A 21,421-nucleotide genomic window follows, 5' to 3' on the forward strand; every position below is an offset into this window, starting at 1 on the left:
ATCAATAAAAAAATGGCTAAAGAAGTTGCTGGACTAATCAAGTTACAGATTAAAGGAGGCGCTGCAAATCCATCACCCCCAGTTGGACCTGCTTTGGGTTCCAAGGGTATTAATATCATGGAATTTTGCAAGCAATTCAATGCCAGAACCCAAGACAAGGCAGGTAAGATTTTGCCTGTTATCATTACTTACTACGCAGATAAGTCTTTCGATTTTGTAATCAAGACTCCTCCCGTTGCTATTCAATTGCTTGAAGTAGCTAAGGTAAAGAGTGGTTCTGCTGAGCCTAACCGTAAGAAAGTTGCCGAGCTTACTTGGGAACAGATTCGTACGATCGCTCAGGACAAAATGGTTGACTTAAACTGTTTTACTGTGGATGCTGCCATGAGAATGGTTGCTGGTACAGCTAGAAGTATGGGTATCGCTGTAAAAGGGGAGTTCCCGGTTAATAACTAATAAACTTCAATTGTAATGGGTAAACTGACAAAAAATCAAAAGTTAGCTGCAGAAAAAATTGAAGCAGGGAAAGCATACTCACTGAAAGAAGCTGCATCTTTAGTAAAAGAAATTACTTTCACTAAATTTGATGCCTCACTGGATATTGACGTACGTTTAGGTGTAGACCCACGTAAAGCTAACCAGATGGTGAGAGGTGTTGTTTCACTTCCTCATGGTACTGGTAAAGAAGTACGTGTTTTGGTACTCTGTACACCGGATGCTGAAGCTGCTGCAAAAGAAGCTGGTGCTGACTATGTTGGTCTTGACGAATATATTGAAAAGATCAAAGGTGGATGGACTGATATTGATGTAATCATCACTATGCCATCTATCATGGGTAAAATTGGTGCACTCGGTCGTGTACTCGGTCCTCGTGGATTGATGCCTAACCCGAAGAGTGGTACTGTAACTATGGATGTTGCTAAAGCTGTAAAAGAAGTAAAACAAGGTAAGATTGACTTTAAAGTTGATAAGAGCGGTATTGTTCATACTTCTATCGGTAAGGTATCATTCAGTCCTGATCAGATTCGCGACAACGCGAAAGAGTTCATCTCTACTCTGAACAAACTGAAACCGACCGCAGCAAAGGGTACATATATTAAGAGTATTTATCTTTCTAGTACAATGAGTGCGGGTATCAAAATCGACCCGAAATCAGTGGATGAAATCTAATAAAACAGAGAAATAATGAGAAAGGAAGATAAAAATTCGATTATAGAGCAAATTGCTGCTACAGTAAAGGAATATGGCCACTTCTATTTGGTAGACGTTACAGCGATGAACGCTACTGCTACAAGTGCATTGAGAAGAGATTGTTTCAAGTCTGACATCAAATTGATGGTAGTTAAGAATACATTGCTTCACAAAGCTCTTGAAAGCCTGGAAGAAGACTTTTCTCCTCTTTACGGTTCTTTGAAAGGTACAACTGCTGTTATGTTTTGCAATACTGCAAACGTACCTGCTAAACTGATCAAAGACAAAGCTAAAGACGGAATTCCCGGACTGAAAGCTGCATATGCAGAAGAAAGCTTCTACGTTGGTGCAGACCAATTGGATGCTCTCGTTGCTATCAAGAGTAAGAACGAAGTTATCGCCGATATCGTTGCATTGTTGCAATCTCCGGCCAAGAATGTTATTTCTGCTCTTCAATCAGGTGGTAACACCCTTCACGGAGTTCTCAAAACTCTTGGTGAGAGACCCGAATAATTTTCAAAAAACAACAAAGTATTTAAACAATTAAAATCATACAAAAAATGGCAGATTTGAAAGCTTTTGCAGAACAATTAGTTAACTTGACAGTAAAAGAAGTTAATGAACTTGCAACTATCCTTAAAGAAGAATACGGTATTGAACCTGCTGCTGCAGCTGTTGCTGTTGCTGCTGGTCCTGCAGCTGGTGCTGCTGCTGTAGAAGAAAAAACTTCTTTCGACGTAGTATTGAAGAGCGCTGGTGCAGCTAAACTTCAGGTTGTTAAGGCCGTTAAGGAAGCTTGTGGTCTTGGCTTGAAAGAAGCTAAGGACATGGTAGACGGTGCTCCTAGTGTAGTAAAAGAAGGTTTGGCTAAAGACGAAGCAGAATCATTGAAGAAAACATTGGAAGAAGCTGGAGCTGAAGTTGAACTTAAATAACATTAGCCTGGTAATCAGGTAATTCGGTTAGGAATCCTTCGCAAGAGGATTCTTAACCTTTTTGTGTATATATTTCAAATTAAGTTCTCCAAATTCATTCACAGATGTCTTCAAATACTGTAAATCAAAGAGTTAATTTTGCTTCGACTAAGAATCCGCTTGAATATCCGGATTTCCTGGAAGTACAATTGAAGTCATTCCAAGACTTTCTACAATTAGATACCCCACCTGAAAAGCGCAAGAATGAGGGTTTGTATAAAGTATTTGCTGAAAACTTCCCTATTGCCGATACAAGAAACAATTTTGTTCTTGAGTTTTTGGATTATTATATTGATCCGCCGCGCTATACCATCGATGATTGTATAGAGCGTGGGCTCACATATAGTGTTCCTTTGAAAGCGAAACTTAAGCTGTACTGTACCGACCCCGATCACGAGGATTTTGATACAGTTATTCAGGACGTATTCCTCGGCCCGATCCCTTACATGACTGATAAGGCTACTTTCGTCATTAACGGTGCCGAACGTGTAGTTGTGTCACAGCTTCACCGTTCTCCGGGTGTGTTCTTCGGTCAGAGTGTACATGCCAATGGTACGAAACTTTACTCGGCTCGTATTATTCCGTTTAAAGGTTCGTGGATTGAGTTTGCTACCGACATCAATAATGTGATGTACGCATACATCGACCGTAAGAAGAAATTGCCGGTAACTACTTTGTTACGCGCGATTGGCTTCGAGAACGATAAGGATATTCTTGAGATTTTCAACCTTGCAGAAGATGTTAAGGTAAACAAAACAAATCTGAAGAGAGTTCTGGGTCGTAAGTTAGCTGCACGTGTTTTGAAAACATGGATTGAAGATTTCGTTGATGAAGATACCGGTGAAGTGGTTTCTATCGAACGTAACGAGGTTATTATCGACCGTGAAACCGTACTGGAGGAAGTACATATTGATGAAATTCTGGAATCGGGAGTTCAAAACATCCTTTTGCATAAGGACGAGCCGAATCAATCTGATTTCTCTATTATATATAATACTCTGCAGAAGGACCCGAGTAACTCGGAAAAAGAAGCTGTGTTGTATATCTATCGTCAATTGCGTAACGCCGATCCGGCCGATGATGCAAGTGCACGTGAAGTTATCAACAACTTGTTCTTCTCAGAAAAACGATATGACCTTGGTGATGTAGGTCGTTACAGAATCAACAAGAAACTGAATCTGACGACTGATATGGACGTGCGTGTCCTCACGAAGGAAGATATCATTGAAATCATCAAATATCTGATTGAGTTGATTAATTCAAAAGCAGATGTGGATGATATTGACCACTTGAGCAACCGTCGTGTACGTACAGTAGGTGAACAGCTTTCTAACCAGTTTGCTGTTGGTCTGGCTCGTATGTCTCGTACGATTCGTGAACGTATGAACGTTCGTGACAATGAAGTATTTACTCCGATTGATTTGATCAATGCGAAGACTATTTCTTCTGTGATCAATTCTTTCTTTGGAACAAATGCTTTGTCACAGTTCATGGACCAGACAAACCCGTTGGCTGAAATTACGCACAAGCGCCGTATGTCTGCCCTAGGTCCTGGTGGTCTTTCTCGTGAACGTGCCGGATTTGAGGTTCGTGACGTTCACTATACACACTACGGTCGTCTTTGTCCGATTGAGACTCCTGAAGGTCCGAATATCGGTTTGATTTCTTCCTTGTGTGTATTCGCTAAAATTAATGAGCTGGGATTCATTGAAACTCCGTACCGTAAGGTGGAAAACGGAAAAGTGGATCTTTCCGATAATGGTCTGGTTTATCTGACTGCTGAAGAAGAAGAAGAAAAGATTATTGCACAGGGTAATGCTCCGTTGAATGATGACGGTACATTTGTTCGCAATAAAGTTAAATCTCGTCAGGACGCTGACTTCCCGGTTGTAGAACCGTCTGAAGTAGATTTGATGGACGTTTCTCCTCAGCAGATTGCATCGATTGCTGCTTCACTGATTCCGTTCCTGGAACATGATGATGCTAACCGTGCATTGATGGGATCAAACATGATGCGCCAGGCAGTTCCTTTGTTGAGAAGTGAAGCTCCGATTGTAGGTACAGGTATCGAACGACAGTTAGTGAGAGACTCTCGCACGCAGATTACTGCAGAAGGCGATGGTGTTGTTGACTTCGTTGATGCTACTACGATCCGTATTTTGTATGACCGTACAGAGGACGAAGAATTTGTAAGCTTCGAGCCTGCTTTGAAAGAATATAGAATTCCGAAGTTCCGTAAGACGAACCAGAACATGACTATTGACTTGCGTCCGATTTGTGACAAAGGTCAGCGCGTGAAGAAGGGTGACATCCTGACTGAAGGTTATTCTACCGAAAAGGGTGAATTAGCTTTGGGTAAAAACCTGTTGGTTGCTTATATGCCATGGAAGGGATATAACTATGAGGATGCTATCGTATTGAACGAACGCGTGGTTCGCGAGGACTTGTTGACTTCTGTTCACGTAGAAGAATACTCTTTGGAAGTTCGTGAAACGAAGCGCGGTATGGAAGAATTGACTTCTGATATTCCGAATGTAAGTGAGGAAGCTACTAAAGACCTGGATGAAAATGGTATCGTAAGAATCGGTGCGCGTATCGAACCGGGTGATATCATGATCGGTAAGATTACTCCGAAAGGTGAATCTGATCCTTCTCCGGAAGAAAAACTACTTCGTGCTATCTTCGGTGATAAGGCAGGTGATGTGAAAGATGCTTCTTTAAAAGCTTCTCCTTCTTTGAAAGGTGTTGTTATTGATAAGAAACTTTTCTCACGTGTAATCAAGAACCGTAGCTCTAAACTGGCGGATAAAGCATTGTTGCCTAAGATTGACGATGAGTTTGAATCAAAGGTTGCAGACTTGAAGCGTATTCTGGTTAAGAAACTGATGACTTTGACTGAAGGCAAGGTTTCTCAGGGTGTGAAAGACTACTTAGGAGCAGAAGTTATTGCTAAGGGATCTAAGTTCAGTGCTTCTGATTTTGATTCACTTGACTTTACTTCTATTCAGCTGAGTAACTGGACTAGTGATGACCATACTAATGGTATGGTTCGTGATCTGGTTATGAACTTTATCAAGAAATACAAAGAGTTGGATGCTGAATTGAAGCGTAAGAAGTTTGCTATCACTATCGGTGATGAACTTCCGGCTGGTATCATTCAGATGGCTAAAGTATATATTGCTAAGAAACGTAAGATTGGTGTAGGTGATAAGATGGCAGGTCGTCACGGTAACAAGGGTATCGTGTCACGTGTTGTGCGTCAGGAAGATATGCCGTTCTTGGCAGATGGTACTCCGGTTGACATTGTACTGAATCCGTTGGGTGTGCCTTCTCGTATGAACATTGGTCAGATTTTTGAAGCTGTATTAGGTCGTGCCGGAAAAACTTTGGGCGTGAAATTTGCAACTCCTATTTTTGACGGTGCTACGATGGACGACTTGGATCAGTGGACAGACAAAGCGGGATTGCCACGTTACTGTAAAACTTATCTTTGTGATGGTGGTACAGGTGAGCAATTTGACCAGGCAGCAACCGTAGGTGTGACTTATATGCTGAAGCTGGGGCACATGGTTGAAGACAAGATGCACGCTCGTTCTATCGGTCCGTACTCATTGATTACTCAGCAACCTCTTGGTGGTAAAGCACAGTTCGGTGGTCAGCGTTTCGGAGAAATGGAGGTTTGGGCACTCGAAGGCTTCGGTGCTGCTCATATCCTGCAGGAAATCTTGACTATTAAGTCTGACGACGTAGTAGGACGTTCTAAGGCTTATGAAGCAATTGTGAAAGGTGAACCGATGCCGCAACCCGGTATTCCGGAATCCTTGAACGTATTGTTACACGAGTTGAGAGGTTTAGGTTTGAGTATCAACCTAGAATAAAATAATGAAAGAATGCAGGATGTCAATAGGCCGATGAAGGTCTGTTGACATTCGCATCTTCTTCAATTTCCAATGATTCAATTATCAAATCTCAATTATATAGAGTATGGCTTTTAGAAAAGAAAATAAGACGAAAAGCAATTTCTCGAAGATCTCAATTGGTCTGGCTTCTCCGGAAGAAATCCTAGAGAATTCGAGTGGTGAAGTTTTGAAGCCTGAAACCATAAATTACCGTACGTACAAACCCGAACGCGATGGTTTGTTCTGCGAGCGCATTTTTGGTCCTATTAAGGATTACGAATGCCATTGCGGTAAATATAAGCGTATCCGTTATAAAGGTATCGTCTGCGACCGTTGTGGTGTAGAAGTTACAGAAAAGAAAGTACGCCGTGAACGTATGGGACATATACAGTTGGTGGTGCCGGTGGCACACATCTGGTATTTCCGTTCGCTTCCAAATAAGATCGGTTATTTGCTCGGACTGCCGACAAAGAAGCTGGATTCGATTATATATTACGAACGTTATGTTGTTATTCAGCCGGGTGTAAAGGCTGAAGATGGCATTGCCGAATATGATTTACTTTCTGAAGAAGAATATCTGGATATTCTGGATACACTTCCGAAGGACAATCAATATCTGGAGGATAATGATCCGAATAAGTTCATCGCTAAGATGGGAGCTGAAGCAATCTATGATTTGCTGGCTCGTTTGGATCTGGATGCTCTGTCTTATGAATTGCGTCACCGTGCAGGCAATGATGCTTCACAGCAACGTAAGAATGAGGCATTGAAACGTCTGCAGGTTGTAGAATCGTTCCGTGCATCACGTGGACGTAACAAGCCGGAATGGATGATTGTACGTATCGTACCGGTTATTCCGCCCGAACTCCGTCCATTGGTTCCATTGGATGGTGGTCGTTTTGCTACTTCTGACTTGAATGACCTTTATCGTCGTGTTATCATTCGTAACAACCGTCTGAAGAGATTGATCGAAATCAAAGCTCCGGAAGTAATCTTGCGTAATGAGAAACGTATGCTTCAGGAATCTGTAGACTCATTGTTCGATAATTCACGTAAATCAAGTGCAGTGAAGACGGATGCTAACCGTCCGTTGAAATCACTGTCTGATAGCTTGAAAGGTAAACAAGGACGTTTCCGTCAGAACTTGCTGGGTAAACGTGTTGACTACTCTGCACGTTCGGTAATTGTCGTTGGTCCGGAACTGAAGATGGGTGAGTGCGGTATTCCTAAATTGATGGCTGCCGAACTTTATAAGCCGTTTATTATCCGTAAGCTCATTGAACGTGGTATCGTTAAGACGGTGAAATCTGCAAAGAAGATTGTAGATCGTAAGGAAGCGGTGATCTGGGATATTCTGGAACACGTAATGAAAGGACATCCTGTACTGTTGAACCGTGCTCCGACATTGCACCGTTTGGGTATCCAGGCATTCCAGCCGAAGATGATCGAAGGTAAAGCTATCCAGTTGCACCCGTTGGCATGTACGGCATTCAACGCCGACTTCGACGGTGACCAGATGGCTGTTCACTTGCCTTTGAGTAACGAAGCAATTCTTGAAGCTCAGATGTTGATGCTTCAGTCACATAATATCCTGAATCCGGCAAATGGTGCGCCTATTACTGTGCCTGCACAGGATATGGTTCTTGGTTTGTATTACATTACCAAGTTGCGTGCTGGTGCTAAGGGAGAAGGACTTACATTCTACGGACCGGAAGAAGCATTAATCGCTTATAATGAAGGTAAGGTAGATATTCATGCTCCGGTAAAGGTGATCGTGAAAGACGTTGATGAAAATGGTAACATTGTTGACGTTATGCGTGAAACTTCTGTAGGACGTGTGATTGTTAATGAAATTGTTCCTCCTGAAGCAGGTTATATCAATACGATTATTTCTAAGAAATCTCTTCGTGATATCATTAGTGATGTAATCAAGGTTTGTGGTGTGGCTAAAGCTGCAGACTTCCTGGATGGAATCAAGAACTTAGGTTACCAAATGGCCTTTAAGGGTGGTTTGTCATTCAACTTGGGTGATATTATTATCCCGAAAGAAAAAGAGACATTGGTACAAAAAGGTTACGACGAAGTTGAACAAGTCGTAAACAACTATAATATGGGTTTCATTACCAACAACGAACGTTATAATCAGGTAATTGATATCTGGACACATGTGAACTCTGAGTTGTCTAACATCTTGATGAAAACTATTTCTTCGGATGACCAAGGATTTAACTCTGTATACATGATGCTGGATTCGGGTGCCCGTGGTTCTAAAGAACAGATTCGTCAGTTGTCCGGTATGCGTGGTTTGATGGCTAAGCCCCAGAAAGCTGGTGCTGAAGGTGGTCAGATTATTGAAAACCCGATCTTGTCAAACTTTAAAGAGGGACTTTCTGTGTTGGAGTACTTTATCTCTACTCACGGTGCCCGTAAAGGTTTGGCGGATACCGCTTTGAAGACTGCCGATGCCGGATATTTGACTCGTCGTCTGGTAGACGTTTCTCACGACGTGATCATCACGGAAGAAGACTGCGGTACACTTCGTGGATTGGTTTGTACAGACTTGAAGAATAATGATGAAGTAATTGCTACCCTGTATGAACGCATCTTAGGGCGTGTTTCTGTACATGATATTATTCATCCTACTACAGGCGAATTGCTTGTGGCCGGTGGTGAAGAAATCACAGAAGAAGTTGCTAAGAAGATTCAGGATTCTCCGATTGAAAGCGTTGAAATCCGTTCTGTATTGACTTGTGAAGCGAAGAAGGGGGTTTGTGCTAAGTGTTACGGACGTAACCTGGCAACAAGCCGCATGGTTCAGAAGGGTGAGGCTGTTGGTGTAATTGCTGCTCAGTCAATCGGTGAGCCGGGTACACAGTTGACATTGCGTACATTCCACGCCGGTGGTACTGCTGCGAATATTGCGGCAAATGCAAGTATTGTGGCTAAGAACAGTGCTCGTCTGGAATTTGAAGAACTTCGTACGGTAGATATCGTAGACGAAATGGGTGAAGCTGCAAAAGTAGTGGTAGGCCGTTTGGCTGAAGTTCGTTTTGTGGACGTAAATACTGGTATCGTTCTTTCTACGCACAATGTACCTTATGGTTCTACATTATATGTATCGGATGGTGATCTGGTTGAAAAGGGTAAGTTAATTGCTAAATGGGACCCGTTCAATGCCGTTATTATAACTGAAGCAACTGGTAAGATTGAATTCGAAGGTGTAATTGAGAATGTTACTTATAAGGTGGAATCGGATGAAGCAACTGGTCTTCGTGAAATCATCATTATTGAATCTAAGGATAAAACGAAAGTTCCTTCGGCTCATATCCTGACAGAAGACGGTGATCTGATTCGTACTTATAACTTACCGGTAGGTGGTCACGTGATTATTGAAAATGGTCAGAAAGTGAAAGCCGGTGAAGTAATCGTGAAGATTCCGCGTGCTGTAGGTAAGGCGGGTGACATCACGGGTGGTCTTCCTCGTGTTACTGAGTTGTTTGAAGCACGTAATCCGTCTAATCCTGCTGTCGTTTCTGAAATTGACGGTGAGGTTACAATGGGTAAGATCAAGCGTGGTAACCGTGAAATCATCGTAACTTCGAAAACAGGTGAAGTGAAGAAGTATCTTGTTGCATTGTCCAAACAGATTCTGGTTCAGGAGAACGACTATGTGCGTGCTGGTACTCCATTATCTGACGGTGCTACTACTCCGGCTGATATCCTGGCAATTAAAGGTCCTACGGCTGTACAGGAATATATTGTGAATGAAGTTCAGGATGTATACCGTCTGCAGGGTGTGAAGATCAATGATAAGCATTTTGAGATTATCGTTCGCCAGATGATGCGTAAGGTTCAGATCGATGAGCCGGGTGATACTCGCTTCTTGGAACAACAGGTAGTGGATAAGCTTGAGTTTATGGAGGAAAACGATCGTATCTGGGGTAAGAAAGTCGTTGTTGATGCAGGTGATTCTCAGAATATGCAGCCGGGACAGATTGTGACTGCCCGTAAGTTGCGTGATGAGAACAGTATGCTGAAGCGCCGTGACTTGAAACCTGTTGAGGTACGTGATGCTGTAGCTGCAACTTCTACTCAGATTCTTCAGGGTATTACGCGTGCTGCACTGCAGACTTCAAGCTTTATGTCAGCTGCATCCTTCCAGGAAACAACGAAGGTGTTGAATGAGGCTGCTATCAATGGCAAGACAGATAAACTTGAAGGAATGAAGGAAAACGTAATTTGCGGTCACTTAATTCCGGCAGGTACAGGTCAGCGTGAATTTGAAAAGATTATCGTTGGTTCAAAAGAAGAGTATGATCGTATCTTGGCGAACAAGAAGACAGTACTAGATTACAATGAAGTAGAATAATACAATTCAATTGACTATATGAAAAAGGAGCGATTGCTGTAGCAGGCAGTTGCTCCTTTTTTTGTTTCTTTTACCTGACTGTATCATTCTTATCTCGATAAAATTTTGTTATTTTGCAAAAAAACATTTTATCTTATTTAATATGGAAGAACAAAATAACAACCAGTTACAGATCGAGTTGAAAGAAGAAGTAGCGCAAGGAACTTATGCGAATCTTGCAATCATTACTCATTCAAGCTCTGAGTTTATTCTAGACTTTGTACGGGTTATGCCAGGAGTGCCGAAAGCAGGAGTGCAATCTCGTATTATAGTAGCTCCAGAACACGCAAAACGCTTGTTGCGGGCATTGGAGGATAACATAGCAAAGTATGAACGTGCTTTTGGACCTATTCGTATTTCTGAAGAGTCACCGATGCCTCCGCTAAGTGTTGTAAAAGGCGAAGCATGAGGTTGATATAAAAACATTAAAAAAGAAAAAAAAGTTGTAGCGCATTGAATATTCAAATATTATTCGTATTTTTGCAGCCCAAAATGTATAGTTACGAAATTAATATAACAATAATATAAATCAAAAAACAATTAAAATGCCTACAATTCAGCAATTAGTAAGAAAAGGACGCGAAGTGCTGGTGGAGAAAAGTAAATCTCCAGCCTTGGATTCATGTCCTCAAAGACGTGGCGTTTGCGTGAGAGTATATACTACTACTCCGAAGAAGCCGAACTCTGCAATGCGTAAAGTAGCTCGTGTACGTTTGACTAACCAAAAAGAGGTTAACTCATACATTCCGGGAGAAGGACACAACTTGCAGGAACACTCAATCGTTTTGGTACGTGGCGGTCGTGTAAAAGACCTTCCTGGTGTACGTTACCACATTGTACGTGGTACACTTGATACTGCAGGTGTTGCTGGTCGTACTCAAAGACGCTCTAAATACGGAGCTAAGCGTCCGAAACCAGGACAAGCTGCGCCGGCTAAGAAAAAATAAGGATTAAAACCTAATTAGAATTAAAGTAATAACTTACGTTTTAGTTTGTTGGAAATGCTAAAGGTTGAGTAAATTCTCCGGTGGGAGAGTTGAAGAAGTCAAGAAGTAGACAACCAAGAACAAAAACATTATTTTTCAAACAAATGAGAAAAGCAAAACCAAAAAAACGCGTAATCCTTCCGGATCCCGTTTTTAATGACCAAAAGGTTTCTAAGTTTGTAAACCATTTGATGTATGATGGTAAAAAGAATGCGTCTTATGAAATCTTTTATGCCGCTCTGGAAACAGTGAAAGCAAAACTTCCTAACGAAGAAAAATCAGCTCTCGAAATCTGGAAAAAGGCTTTGGATAATGTAACTCCGCAAGTAGAAGTAAAATCTCGTCGTGTAGGTGGTGCTACCTTCCAGGTTCCTACTGAAATCCGTCCTGATCGTAAAGAATCGGTTTCAATGAAAAACTTGATTCTGTTTGCTCGCAAAAGAGGTGGTAAATCTATGGCAGACAAATTGGCTGCTGAAATCATGGATGCCTTTAACGAACAAGGTGGTGCATACAAACGTAAAGAAGATATGCATAGAATGGCTGAAGCTAACCGTGCATTTGCCCATTTCAGATTCTAATACTATAAGAATATAACCGATTTAGATTAAAAACTTAAAGTAAAGGAATAAGAAAATGGCAAAGACAGATTTACATTTGACTCGTAATATCGGTATCATGGCTCACATTGATGCCGGAAAAACAACAACTTCTGAACGTATCCTGTTCTACACTGGATTGACTCACAAAATTGGTGAGGTACACGATGGTGCTGCAACAATGGACTGGATGGAACAGGAGCAAGAACGTGGTATTACTATTACATCTGCTGCAACAACAACAAGATGGAAATATGCTGGTGATACTTATAAAATCAACTTGATTGACACTCCGGGACACGTTGACTTTACTGCTGAAGTAGAACGTTCGTTACGTATTCTGGATGGTGCTGTGGCTGCTTACTGTGCAGTAGGTGGTGTAGAACCTCAATCAGAAACTGTATGGCGTCAAGCTGATAAGTATAATGTGCCACGTATTGCGTACGTAAACAAAATGGACCGTTCGGGTGCTGACTTCTTTGAGGTTGTACGCCAGATGAAAGCTGTTTTGGGTGCTAATCCTTGTCCAATCGTTGTTCCTATTGGTGCTGAGGAAACCTTCAAAGGTCTAGTAGACTTGATTAAAATGAAAGCTATCTATTGGCATGATGAAACAATGGGGGCTGACTATACAGTTGAAGAAATACCGGCAGATCTCGTTGATGAAGCAAATGAATGGAGAGATAAAATGCTTGAAAAGGTAGCTGAGTTTGACGATGCTTTGATGGAGAAATATTTCGACGATCCTTCTACTATTACAGAAGAAGAAGTGTTGAGGGCTCTTCGCAATGCAACAGTTCAGATGGCAGTTGTACCAATGTTGTGTGGCTCTTCATTTAAGAATAAGGGTGTTCAGACATTGTTGGACTATGTTTGTGCTTTCTTGCCTTCTCCATTGGATACTGAGAATGTGATTGGTACAAATCCGAATACAGGTGCAGAAGAAGATCGTAAACCGAGTGATGATGAGAAAACATCAGCTTTGGCATTTAAGATTGCTACTGACCCTTATGTAGGTCGTTTGACTTTCTTCCGTGTATATTCGGGTAAGATTGAAGCTGGTTCTTATATCTATAATTCTCGCTCTGGTAAGAAAGAACGTGTTTCTCGTCTGTTTCAGATGCATTCAAACAAGCAGAATCCGGTTGAAGTAATCGGTGCTGGTGATATTGGTGCAGGTGTAGGTTTTAAAGATATTCATACAGGTGATACGCTTTGTGATGAAACAGCTCCGATCGTATTAGAGTCTATGGACTTCCCAGAACCGGTAATCGGTATTGCAGTTGAGCCTAAAACTCAGAAAGACATGGATAAATTGTCTAACGGTTTGGCTAAGCTCGCTGAAGAAGATCCGACATTTACAGTTAAGACTGATGAGCAAACAGGACAGACTGTAATCTCTGGTATGGGTGAGTTGCACTTGGATATCATTATTGACCGTTTGAAACGTGAATTTAAAGTAGAATGTAACCAAGGTAAACCTCAGGTTAATTATAAGGAAGCTATCACTAAGACAGTTGATCTTCGTGAAGTTTATAAGAAACAGTCTGGTGGTCGTGGTAAGTTTGCAGATATTATCGTTAAGATCGGTCCTGTTGATGAAGATTTCAAAGAAGGCGGATTGCAGTTTATCGATGAAGTGAAGGGTGGTAATATTCCTAAAGAATTTATTCCTTCAGTTCAGAAAGGTTTCACAAGCGCAATGAAGAACGGTGTGTTGGCCGGATATCCGTTGGATTCAATGAAAGTAACTTTGATTGATGGTTCATTCCACCCGGTTGACTCTGACCAGTTGTCTTTCGAAATCTGTGCTATTCAGGCATATAAGAATGCATGTGCTAAAGCAGGTCCGGTATTGATGGAGCCTATCATGAAACTGGAGGTTGTTACTCCGGAAGAAAACATGGGTGATGTGATCGGTGACTTGAATAAGCGTCGTGGTCAGGTTGAAGGTATGGAATCTAGCCGTTCCGGTGCTCGTATCGTGAAAGCAATGGTGCCACTGGCTGAAATGTTTGGTTATGTAACAGCGTTACGTACTATTACATCAGGTCGCGCAACTTCATCAATGGTATATTCTCATCACGCTCAAGTTTCTAACTCTATTGCTAAGGCAGTATTGGAAGAAGTTAAAGGACGTGCTGATTTACTCTAGAAGAATATCAAAAGCAGCAGGCTAGCGAATGACTCTTAGCCTGCCGCTTTATCTTATTTATAAATATATTAATTTAAAACCATAATGAGTCAGAAAATTAGAATTAAATTGAAATCTTACGACCACAACTTGGTTGACAAGTCAGCTGAGAAGATTGTAAGAACCGTAAAGGCTACGGGTGCTATTGTTAGTGGTCCAATTCCTCTGCCTACGCACAAGCGTATCTTTACAGTAAACCGCTCGACTTTCGTTAACAAGAAGTCACGTGAACAGTTTGAACTCTCTTCTTATAAGAGATTGATCGACATCTATAGCTCAACTGCTAAGACAGTAGATGCTCTTATGAAGCTTGAGTTGCCGAGTGGTGTGGAAGTAGAAATTAAAGTTTGATAATTAAAAATTAGTGAAATGCCAGGATTATTAGGAAAAAAAATCGGAATGACATCCGTTTTCAGTGCTGATGGTAAGAATGTACCATGCACTGTTATCGAAGCAGGTCCTTGTGTTGTTACTCAGGTTAAAACTGTCGAAAAAGATGGCTATGCAGCTGTTCAGTTGGGTTTCCAGGACAAAAAGGAAAAACATACAACTAAACCGTTGATGGGTCACTTTAAGAGAGCTGGAGTAACACCGAAGAGACACTTGGCCGAGTTCAAAGAATTTGAGACAGAGTTGAATCTGGGTGATACTATTACTGTAGAGATGTTTAATGACGCTACTTTCGTAGATGTTGTCGGAACTTCTAAAGGTAAAGGCTTCCAGGGTGTAGTTAAGAGACATGGTTTCGGTGGTGTAGGTCAAGCTACTCACGGTCAGCATAACCGTGCTCGTAAGCCGGGTTCTATCGGTGCTTGTTCTTATCCAGCTAAAGTATTCAAAGGAATGCGCATGGGCGGACAGCTCGGTGGTGACAGAGTTACTGTTCAAAACTTGCAGGTATTAAAAGTAATCGCGGATCATAACCTTCTTTTGATCAAAGGTTCTATCCCGGGTTGCAAAGGTTCAATCGTAATAATTGAGAAATAATGGAAGTTAACGTATATAACATTAAAGGTGAAGACACTGGGAGAAAGGTTACGTTAAACGAATCTATCTTCGGAATTGAGCCCAACGACCACGCTATCTATTTGGATGTAAAGCAATTTATGGCCAACCAGCGTCAGGGTACTCATAAGTCAAAAGAAAGAAGTGAAATCAGTGGCTCTACTCGTAAGATCGGTCGCCAGAAAGGTGGTGGTGGAGCACGTCGTGGTGATATGAATTCACCGGTGCTCGTTGGTGGTGCTCGTGTTTTTGGTCCGAAGCCAAGAGACTACTTCTTCAAGTTAAATAAAAAAGTTAAGACATTGGCTCGTAAGTCAGCATTGTCTTATAAAGTTCAGAACAACGCGCTTATTGTTGTTGAAGACTTCGTTTTTGAAGCTCCTAAGACAAAAGATTTCGTTGCTATGACAAAAAATCTTAAAGTTTCCGATAAAAAGCTACTTGTAATTTTACCGGAAGCAAATAAAAACGTATATTTGTCAGCTCGTAACATAGAGGGTGCAAACGTGCAGACTGTCTCAGGATTAAATACTTACAGAGTATTGAATGCTGGGGTTGTTGTGCTTACAGAAAACTCTCTGAAGGCTATTGACAATATCTTAATTTAAAAAGGAGGCTTAAATAATGGGAATTATTATTAAACCGTTGGTAACAGAGAAAATGACTGCAATCACTGATAAGCTGAATCGTTTCGGCTTTGTTGTACGTCCTGATGCTAACAAACTGGAAATTAAGAAGGAAGTTGAAGCTCTTTATAATGTTACTGTAGTTGATGTGAATACAGTGAAGTATGCAGGCAAAAATAAAAGCCGTTATACTAAAGCAGGTATCATCAATGGACGTACGAATGCATTCAAAAAAGCAATCGTAACATTGAAAGAAGGAGATACTATTGATTTTTATAGTAATATTTAATAAAAATGGCAGTACGTAAATTAAAGCCCACAACACCGGGGCAAAGACATAAAATTATTGGTACTTTCGAAGAAATTACTGCATCAGTACCAGAAAAGTCTCTTGTATATGGTAAGAAATCATCTGGTGGTCGTAACAACGAAGGTAAGATGACTATGCGCTACATTGGTGGCGGTCATAGAAAGGTGATTAGAATTGTTGATTTCAAGAGAAACAAAGACGGTGTACCAGCAGTGGTTAAGACAATTGAATACGATCCGAATCGTTCGGCTCGTATCGCTTTGTTATATTACGCTGATGGAGAAAAAAGATATATTATTGCTCCCAATGGATTGCAAGTTGGTGCGACTCTGATGTCGGGTGAAACAGCAGCGCCAGAGATTGGTAATACTCTTCCCCTTCAGAACATTCCGGTTGGTACTGTAATTCACAATATTGAGTTACGTCCGGGACAGGGTGCTGCTCTGGTTAGATCAGCTGGAAACTTTGCTCAGTTAACTTCTCGTGAGGGTAAGTATTGTGTGATTAAATTGCCTTCAGGTGAAGTAAGACAGATTCTTAGCACTTGTAAAGCTACTATCGGTAGTGTTGGTAACTCAGATCATGGATTGGAACGCTCAGGTAAGGCTGGACGCTCTCGTTGGCAAGGTCGTCGTCCTCGTAACCGTGGTGTTGTAATGAACCCGGTTGATCACCCGATGGGTGGTGGTGAAGGACGTTCTTCCGGAGGACATCCAAGATCTCGTAAGGGATTGTACGCTAAGGGACTTAAGACTAGAGCTCCTAAGAAACAATCGTCTAAGTACATTATTGAGAGAAGAAAAAAGTAATCTGATTAATTGAGTAAACTATGAGTCGTTCATTAAAAAAAGGTCCATATATTAACGTAAAGCTTGAAAAGAGAATTTTTGCCATGAATGAGTCTGGCAAAAAAGTCGTAGTAAAGACATGGGCCAGAGCTTCAATGATTTCGCCTGATTTTGTAGGCCATACAGTTGCAGTTCACAATGGAAATAAATTTATTCCTGTATATGTTACCGAAAATATGGTAGGACACAAGTTGGGCGAATTTGCTCCAACTCGTACATTCAGAGGACACGCTGGTAACAAGAAAAGATAACAGGAATTATTTGAAATAATAAAGTAATAAATATAATGGGAGCAAGAAAAAAAATATCGGCTGAAAAAAGAAAAGAAGCCCTTAAGACCATGTATTTTGCTAAATTGCAAAATGTTCCTACTTCTCCACGTAAGATGCGCTTAGTCGCTGATATGATTCGTGGTATGGAAGTGAACAGAGCACTTGGTGTTTTGAAATTTTCTTCAAAAGAAGCTGCTGCAAGAGTGGAAAAATTGCTTCGCTCTGCAATTGCTAACTGGGAACAGAAAAACGAACGTAAAGCAGAAAGCGGCGAGTTGTTCGTAACGCAGATTTTTGTTGATGGTGGCGCTACACTCAAAAGAATGAGACCGGCACCGCAGGGTAGAGGTTATAGAATTCGCAAACGTTCAAATCACGTAACATTGTTCGTTGGTGCTAAAAGTAATAACGAAGATCAAAATTAAGGTAGATGGGACAAAAAGTTAATCCAATAAGCAACCGTTTAGGAATTATCAGAGGATGGGATTCTAACTGGTATGGTGGAAATGATTACGGTGATTCTTTGCTGGAAGATAGCAAAATCCGTAAATATCTTAATGCAAGACTTGCAAAGGCAAGTGTATCAAGAATCGTAATTGAACGTACGCTGAAGCTCGTTACTATTACTGTTTGCACTGCTCGCCCGGGTATTATCATCGGTAAAGGTGGCCAAGAAGTTGATAAGTTAAAAGAAGAGTTGAAGAAGGTTACCGACAAAGATATTCAGATTAATATCTTTGAAGTGAAAAGACCGGAACTGGATGCTGTAATTGTTGCTAACAACATTGCTCGCCAGGTAGAAGGTAAAATTGCCTACCGCCGTGCCATTAAAATGGCTATCGCAAATACAATGCGTATGGGTGCTGAAGGTATCAAAATTCAGATTTCAGGACGTTTGAATGGAGCTGAAATGGCTCGTTCTGAAATGTATAAAGAAGGAAGAACTCCGTTGCACACTTTCAGAGCTGATATCGACTACTGTCATGCTGAAGCATTGACTAAAGTTGGTCTTTTAGGTATCAAAGTTTGGATTTGTAGAGGTGAAGTGTTTGGTAAGAAAGAATTAGCTCCGAACTTTACACAAAGCAAAGAAAGTGGTCGTGGAAACAATGGTGGAAACAACGGCGGAAAGAACTTCAAAAGAAAGAAAAATAATCGCTAAACGAATTTGAATTTTAGGAAACTATGTTACAACCGAAAAAGACAAAATTCAGAAGACAACAAAAAGGCCGTGCAAAAGGTAATGCCCAGAGAGGTAACCAGCTGGCTTTCGGTTCTTTTGGCATTAAGGCTTTGGAAACTAAATGGATTACAGGCCGTCAGATCGAAGCTGCTCGTATTGCAGTAACAAGATATATGCAACGTCAAGGACAGATCTGGATCCGTATATTCCCGGATAAACCAATTACTAGAAAACCTGCCGATGTGCGTATGGGTAAAGGTAAAGGTGCTCCCGAGGGATTTGTGGCTCCTGTAACTCCAGGTAGAATCATTATTGAAGCTGAAGGAGTATCTTACGAAATCGCGAAAGAAGCATTGCGCTTAGCTGCTCAAAAGCTTCCTATTACAACGAAGTTTGTCGTAAGACGTGATTATGATATTCAAAATCAAAATGCGTAAGGTTTATGAAAATTGCAGAAATTAAAGAAATGACTACTAATGATTTAGTAGAAAGAGTAGAGGCAGAAACAGCTAATTATAACCAGATGGTTATCAATCATTCTATTTCTCCTTTGGAAAATCCTGCTCAAATCAAACAATTACGCAGGACTATTGCGCGTATGAAAACAGAATTACGCCAAAGAGAACTTAACAATAAATGATCAGCTTGATGGAAGCAAGAAATTTAAGAAAAGAAAGAACAGGGGTTGTATTGAGCAACAAGATGGAAAAAACTATCACAGTTGCTGCCAAGTTTAAAGAAAAACACCCTATATATGGTAAGTTCGTTAGTAAAACGAAGAAGTACCATGCTCATGATGAAAAGAATGAATGCAATATCGGTGATACTGTACGCATCATGGAAACTCGTCCTTTGAGCAAGACTAAAAGATGGAGATTAGTAGAAATAATTGAAAGAGCTAAGTAATTATGATACAAGTAGAATCCAGACTTACAGTATGTGATAACAGTGGAGCTAAAGAAGCTTTGTGCATCCGTGTATTGGGTGGCACAGGTCGTCGTTACGCTTCAGTAGGAGATGTTATTGTAGTTTCCGTAAAGAGTGTTATCCCTTCGAGTGATGTTAAAAAAGGTGCAGTATCAAAGGCTTTGATTGTACGTACGAAGAAAGAAATCCGTCGTCCTGATGGTTCTTATATACGTTTTGATGATAATGCTTGCGTGTTGCTTAATAATGCAGGTGAAATTAGAGGAAGTCGTATTTTCGGTCCTGTAGCAAGAGAACTTCGTGCTACAAACATGAAGGTTGTGTCACTTGCGCCTGAGGTACTTTAATTTTGTAAAAGATTTGAGTAATGAGTAAATTACATATTAAAAAAGGCGATACAGTTTACGTAAATGCTGGCGAAGATAAGGGCAAAACTGGTCGTGTATTGAAGGTTCTTGTTAAAGAAGGTCGTGCAATTGTTGAGGGTATCAATATGGTATCTAAGAGCACTAAGCCGAATGCAAAGAATCCACAGGGTGGTATTGTGAAGCAAGAAGCTTCTATCCACATTTCAAACTTGAACCCGGTTGATCCAAAAACTGGTAAAGCAACGCGTATTGGGAGAAGAAAGAGTTCTGAAGGAACTTTAGTGCGTTATTCTAAAAAATCAGGAGAGGAGATTTAGTAATGAGTAATACTGCTAGCCTAAAGAAAGAATATGCAGATCGTATTGCACCTGCATTGAAATCACAATTCCAGTATTCTTCAACGATGCAGGTACCCGTACTTAAGAAGATTGTTATCAATCAAGGTTTAGGTATGGCTGTTGCTGATAAGAAGATTATTGAAGTAGCAATCAATGAAATGACAGCTATCACAGGTCAGAAGGCCGTAGCTACCATTTCTCGTAAAGATATCGCAAACTTTAAGTTACGTAAAAAAATGCCGATTGGCGTTATGGTAACTTTGCGCCGTGAGAGAATGTATGAATTCTTGGAAAAACTAGTTCGTGTAGCTCTTCCTCGTATTCGTGACTTCAAAGGTATCGAAAGTAAGTTTGATGGTAAAGGTAACTATACCCTTGGTATTCAGGAACAAATCATTTTCCCTGAAATAAATATCGATAGTATTACAAGAATTCTCGGAATGAATATTACCTTTGTAACTTCTGCGGAGACAGATGAAGAAGGTTATGCCTTGTTGAAGGAATTCGGTTTACCTTTTAAAAACGCTAAAAAAGATTAATAGAATATGGCAAAGGAATCAATGAAGGCACGTGAAGTAAAGCGTGCTAAATTAGTAGCCAGATACGCCGAGAAAAGAGCTGCTTTGAAGCAAATCGTGAGAACAGGTGAACCTGCCGATGCTTTTGAAGCTGCACAGAAATTGCAAGAGTTGCCTAAGAATTCAAATCCGATTCGTATGCACAACCGTTGCAAACTGACTGGTCGTCCAAAAGGTTATATCCGTCAGTTCGGAATTTCAAGAATCCAGTTCCGTGAGATGGCATCTAACGGTCTGATCCCGGGCGTAAAGAAAGCAAGCTGGTAATTATTGTTTAAATATTGTCAGGGAAGTCCTGATTAATTTAATTTATTTTTATATGACTGATCCAATAGCAGATTATTTGACGAGGTTGCGGAACGCAATTGGTGCTAAGCACAGAGTTGTAGAAGTTCCCGCTTCGAACTTGAAAAAAGAAATCACTAAGATTCTTTTTGAAAAAGGCTACATTCTTAACTATAAGTTTGTAGAAGATGGTCCTCAAGGAACTATCAAGGTTGCCTTGAAGTATGATTCTGTTAACAAAGTTAACGCAATCAAAAAATTAGAAAGAGTATCTTCTCCGGGTATGCGTAAGTATACTGGTTACAAAGATATGCCGCGTGTTATTAATGGGCTGGGTATTGCTATAATATCTACTTCCAAAGGTGTAATGACTAACAAAGAAGCTGCTGAACTGAAAATCGGTGGTGAAGTCTTGTGTTACGTATATTAA

Annotated in this window: 26 protein-coding genes; all 26 read left to right on the top strand. The window is 40.8% G+C overall.

All coding sequences use genetic code 11. The features are described from left to right. Window positions 1–12: 12 nt before the first annotated feature. The 26 genes from rplK (at window position 13) to rpsH (ending at window position 21,421) form a co-directional block, all read left to right on the top strand. The gene (gene rplK / locus DW640_RS09490) at window positions 13–456 is read left to right on the top strand and encodes a 50S ribosomal protein L11 (protein WP_008762027.1); all 444 of its coding nucleotides are present in this window, start codon (window positions 13–15) and stop codon (window positions 454–456) included. Window positions 457–471: 15 nt separating this feature from the next. Next, window positions 472–1,170, top strand: coding sequence for a 50S ribosomal protein L1 (gene rplA / locus DW640_RS09495; RefSeq protein WP_004310894.1), 699 nt, complete (start codon window positions 472–474; stop codon window positions 1,168–1,170). A 15-nt stretch (window positions 1,171–1,185) separates the two neighbouring features. Then, the gene (gene rplJ, locus DW640_RS09500) at window positions 1,186–1,704 is read left to right on the top strand and encodes a 50S ribosomal protein L10 (RefSeq protein ID WP_008762028.1); all 519 of its coding nucleotides are present in this window, start codon (window positions 1,186–1,188) and stop codon (window positions 1,702–1,704) included. Window positions 1,705–1,751: 47 nt separating this feature from the next. Further along, window positions 1,752–2,126: a 50S ribosomal protein L7/L12 gene (gene rplL, locus DW640_RS09505; RefSeq protein ID WP_002558082.1), complete on the top strand. Its 375-nt coding sequence runs from the start codon at window positions 1,752–1,754 to the stop codon at window positions 2,124–2,126. Between the two features lie 104 nt (window positions 2,127–2,230). Then, entirely contained in the window at window positions 2,231–6,043 is a 3,813-nt protein-coding gene (rpoB, locus tag DW640_RS09510; protein WP_008762029.1) for a DNA-directed RNA polymerase subunit beta, read from the top strand. Between the two features lie 106 nt (window positions 6,044–6,149). Then, window positions 6,150–10,433, top strand: a complete 4,284-nt coding sequence (gene rpoC, locus DW640_RS09515; RefSeq protein WP_008762030.1) for a DNA-directed RNA polymerase subunit beta' — start codon at window positions 6,150–6,152, stop codon at window positions 10,431–10,433. 142 nt (window positions 10,434–10,575) lie between these two features. Further along, window positions 10,576–10,881 (top strand): DUF3467 domain-containing protein, encoded by a 306-nt coding sequence (locus DW640_RS09520; RefSeq protein ID WP_008762031.1) that lies wholly within the window; start codon window positions 10,576–10,578, stop codon window positions 10,879–10,881. 136 nt (window positions 10,882–11,017) lie between these two features. Continuing rightward, window positions 11,018–11,419, top strand: a complete 402-nt coding sequence (gene rpsL, locus DW640_RS09525; RefSeq protein WP_005675419.1) for a 30S ribosomal protein S12 — start codon at window positions 11,018–11,020, stop codon at window positions 11,417–11,419. 143 nt (window positions 11,420–11,562) lie between these two features. After that, window positions 11,563–12,039, top strand: a complete 477-nt coding sequence (gene rpsG, locus DW640_RS09530; protein ID WP_008762032.1) for a 30S ribosomal protein S7 — start codon at window positions 11,563–11,565, stop codon at window positions 12,037–12,039. A 55-nt stretch (window positions 12,040–12,094) separates the two neighbouring features. Next, the gene (gene fusA / locus DW640_RS09535; RefSeq protein ID WP_008762033.1) at window positions 12,095–14,212 is read left to right on the top strand and encodes an elongation factor G; all 2,118 of its coding nucleotides are present in this window, start codon (window positions 12,095–12,097) and stop codon (window positions 14,210–14,212) included. 84 nt (window positions 14,213–14,296) lie between these two features. Then, window positions 14,297–14,602: a 30S ribosomal protein S10 gene (gene rpsJ, locus DW640_RS09540; RefSeq protein WP_002558075.1), complete on the top strand. Its 306-nt coding sequence runs from the start codon at window positions 14,297–14,299 to the stop codon at window positions 14,600–14,602. Window positions 14,603–14,620: 18 nt separating this feature from the next. Then, window positions 14,621–15,238: a 50S ribosomal protein L3 gene (gene rplC, locus DW640_RS09545; protein WP_008762034.1), complete on the top strand. Its 618-nt coding sequence runs from the start codon at window positions 14,621–14,623 to the stop codon at window positions 15,236–15,238. Then, window positions 15,238–15,864, top strand: a complete 627-nt coding sequence (rplD, locus tag DW640_RS09550) for a 50S ribosomal protein L4 (RefSeq protein ID WP_008762035.1) — start codon at window positions 15,238–15,240, stop codon at window positions 15,862–15,864. The genes rplC and rplD overlap by 1 nt, the downstream gene beginning before the upstream one ends. Before the next feature lie 16 nt (window positions 15,865–15,880). Continuing rightward, the gene (gene rplW, locus DW640_RS09555; RefSeq protein WP_007747932.1) at window positions 15,881–16,171 is read left to right on the top strand and encodes a 50S ribosomal protein L23; all 291 of its coding nucleotides are present in this window, start codon (window positions 15,881–15,883) and stop codon (window positions 16,169–16,171) included. A gap of 5 nt (window positions 16,172–16,176) precedes the next feature. Then, window positions 16,177–17,001, top strand: a complete 825-nt coding sequence (gene rplB / locus DW640_RS09560; protein WP_008765427.1) for a 50S ribosomal protein L2 — start codon at window positions 16,177–16,179, stop codon at window positions 16,999–17,001. Window positions 17,002–17,021: 20 nt separating this feature from the next. Next, window positions 17,022–17,291, top strand: coding sequence for a 30S ribosomal protein S19 (gene rpsS / locus DW640_RS09565; RefSeq protein ID WP_008762037.1), 270 nt, complete (start codon window positions 17,022–17,024; stop codon window positions 17,289–17,291). A 35-nt stretch (window positions 17,292–17,326) separates the two neighbouring features. Further along, window positions 17,327–17,737 (top strand): 50S ribosomal protein L22, encoded by a 411-nt coding sequence (rplV, locus tag DW640_RS09570; protein ID WP_004296344.1) that lies wholly within the window; start codon window positions 17,327–17,329, stop codon window positions 17,735–17,737. A 5-nt stretch (window positions 17,738–17,742) separates the two neighbouring features. Continuing rightward, on the top strand, window positions 17,743–18,474 hold the full coding sequence (gene rpsC / locus DW640_RS09575; protein ID WP_008762038.1) for a 30S ribosomal protein S3: 732 nt from the start codon (window positions 17,743–17,745) through the stop codon (window positions 18,472–18,474). Window positions 18,475–18,497: 23 nt separating this feature from the next. Then, the gene (rplP, locus tag DW640_RS09580; RefSeq protein ID WP_002558067.1) at window positions 18,498–18,932 is read left to right on the top strand and encodes a 50S ribosomal protein L16; all 435 of its coding nucleotides are present in this window, start codon (window positions 18,498–18,500) and stop codon (window positions 18,930–18,932) included. Between the two features lie 5 nt (window positions 18,933–18,937). After that, the gene (gene rpmC, locus DW640_RS09585) at window positions 18,938–19,135 is read left to right on the top strand and encodes a 50S ribosomal protein L29 (RefSeq protein ID WP_008762039.1); all 198 of its coding nucleotides are present in this window, start codon (window positions 18,938–18,940) and stop codon (window positions 19,133–19,135) included. Then, entirely contained in the window at window positions 19,132–19,401 is a 270-nt protein-coding gene (rpsQ, locus tag DW640_RS09590) for a 30S ribosomal protein S17 (RefSeq protein ID WP_008762040.1), read from the top strand. The genes rpmC and rpsQ overlap by 4 nt, the downstream gene beginning before the upstream one ends. A gap of 2 nt (window positions 19,402–19,403) precedes the next feature. Continuing rightward, window positions 19,404–19,769, top strand: a complete 366-nt coding sequence (gene rplN / locus DW640_RS09595; protein WP_004296340.1) for a 50S ribosomal protein L14 — start codon at window positions 19,404–19,406, stop codon at window positions 19,767–19,769. A gap of 20 nt (window positions 19,770–19,789) precedes the next feature. Then, a complete protein-coding gene (gene rplX / locus DW640_RS09600) occupies window positions 19,790–20,107 on the top strand; it encodes a 50S ribosomal protein L24 (RefSeq protein WP_008762041.1) in 318 nt (105 codons plus the stop codon). A gap of 2 nt (window positions 20,108–20,109) precedes the next feature. Beyond that, complete coding sequence (gene rplE, locus DW640_RS09605) at window positions 20,110–20,667, top strand: 50S ribosomal protein L5 (protein WP_005675434.1); 558 nt, start codon at window positions 20,110–20,112, stop codon at window positions 20,665–20,667. Between the two features lie 6 nt (window positions 20,668–20,673). Beyond that, complete coding sequence (gene rpsN, locus DW640_RS09610; protein WP_008762042.1) at window positions 20,674–20,973, top strand: 30S ribosomal protein S14; 300 nt, start codon at window positions 20,674–20,676, stop codon at window positions 20,971–20,973. Window positions 20,974–21,025: 52 nt separating this feature from the next. Continuing rightward, window positions 21,026–21,421 (top strand): 30S ribosomal protein S8, encoded by a 396-nt coding sequence (gene rpsH, locus DW640_RS09615; protein WP_008762043.1) that lies wholly within the window; start codon window positions 21,026–21,028, stop codon window positions 21,419–21,421.

Source organism: Bacteroides sp. AM23-12, from assembly GCF_003434395.1.
In the GTDB taxonomy this organism is placed as follows: domain Bacteria; phylum Bacteroidota; class Bacteroidia; order Bacteroidales; family Bacteroidaceae; genus Bacteroides; species Bacteroides thetaiotaomicron.

Bases quoted from the DNA above. Each gene is read 5' to 3' on its own strand.
- rplB (WP_008765427.1), top strand. From the start codon at position 16,177: ATGGCAGTACGTAAATTAAAGCCCACAACACCGGGGCAAAGACATAAA.
- rpsG (WP_008762032.1), top strand. From the start codon at position 11,563: ATGAGAAAAGCAAAACCAAAAAAACGCGTAATCCTTCCGGATCCCGTT.
- rplW (WP_007747932.1), top strand. From the start codon at position 15,881: ATGGGAATTATTATTAAACCGTTGGTAACAGAGAAAATGACTGCAATC.
- rplE (WP_005675434.1), top strand. From the start codon at position 20,110: ATGAGTAATACTGCTAGCCTAAAGAAAGAATATGCAGATCGTATTGCA.
- fusA (WP_008762033.1), top strand. From the start codon at position 12,095: ATGGCAAAGACAGATTTACATTTGACTCGTAATATCGGTATCATGGCT.
- rpsQ (WP_008762040.1), top strand. From the start codon at position 19,132: ATGATCAGCTTGATGGAAGCAAGAAATTTAAGAAAAGAAAGAACAGGG.
- rplD (WP_008762035.1), top strand. From the start codon at position 15,238: ATGGAAGTTAACGTATATAACATTAAAGGTGAAGACACTGGGAGAAAG.
- rpsJ (WP_002558075.1), top strand. From the start codon at position 14,297: ATGAGTCAGAAAATTAGAATTAAATTGAAATCTTACGACCACAACTTG.
- rplC (WP_008762034.1), top strand. From the start codon at position 14,621: ATGCCAGGATTATTAGGAAAAAAAATCGGAATGACATCCGTTTTCAGT.
- rpoB (WP_008762029.1), top strand. From the start codon at position 2,231: ATGTCTTCAAATACTGTAAATCAAAGAGTTAATTTTGCTTCGACTAAG.
- rplX (WP_008762041.1), top strand. From the start codon at position 19,790: ATGAGTAAATTACATATTAAAAAAGGCGATACAGTTTACGTAAATGCT.
- rplP (WP_002558067.1), top strand. From the start codon at position 18,498: ATGTTACAACCGAAAAAGACAAAATTCAGAAGACAACAAAAAGGCCGT.
- rpsC (WP_008762038.1), top strand. From the start codon at position 17,743: ATGGGACAAAAAGTTAATCCAATAAGCAACCGTTTAGGAATTATCAGA.
- rplA (WP_004310894.1), top strand. From the start codon at position 472: ATGGGTAAACTGACAAAAAATCAAAAGTTAGCTGCAGAAAAAATTGAA.
- rpsL (WP_005675419.1), top strand. From the start codon at position 11,018: ATGCCTACAATTCAGCAATTAGTAAGAAAAGGACGCGAAGTGCTGGTG.
- rplK (WP_008762027.1), top strand. From the start codon at position 13: ATGGCTAAAGAAGTTGCTGGACTAATCAAGTTACAGATTAAAGGAGGC.
- rpoC (WP_008762030.1), top strand. From the start codon at position 6,150: ATGGCTTTTAGAAAAGAAAATAAGACGAAAAGCAATTTCTCGAAGATC.
- rpsS (WP_008762037.1), top strand. From the start codon at position 17,022: ATGAGTCGTTCATTAAAAAAAGGTCCATATATTAACGTAAAGCTTGAA.
- rpsN (WP_008762042.1), top strand. From the start codon at position 20,674: ATGGCAAAGGAATCAATGAAGGCACGTGAAGTAAAGCGTGCTAAATTA.
- DW640_RS09520 (WP_008762031.1), top strand. From the start codon at position 10,576: ATGGAAGAACAAAATAACAACCAGTTACAGATCGAGTTGAAAGAAGAA.
- rplJ (WP_008762028.1), top strand. From the start codon at position 1,186: ATGAGAAAGGAAGATAAAAATTCGATTATAGAGCAAATTGCTGCTACA.
- rpsH (WP_008762043.1), top strand. From the start codon at position 21,026: ATGACTGATCCAATAGCAGATTATTTGACGAGGTTGCGGAACGCAATT.
- rplV (WP_004296344.1), top strand. From the start codon at position 17,327: ATGGGAGCAAGAAAAAAAATATCGGCTGAAAAAAGAAAAGAAGCCCTT.
- rpmC (WP_008762039.1), top strand. From the start codon at position 18,938: ATGAAAATTGCAGAAATTAAAGAAATGACTACTAATGATTTAGTAGAA.
- rplN (WP_004296340.1), top strand. From the start codon at position 19,404: ATGATACAAGTAGAATCCAGACTTACAGTATGTGATAACAGTGGAGCT.
- rplL (WP_002558082.1), top strand. From the start codon at position 1,752: ATGGCAGATTTGAAAGCTTTTGCAGAACAATTAGTTAACTTGACAGTA.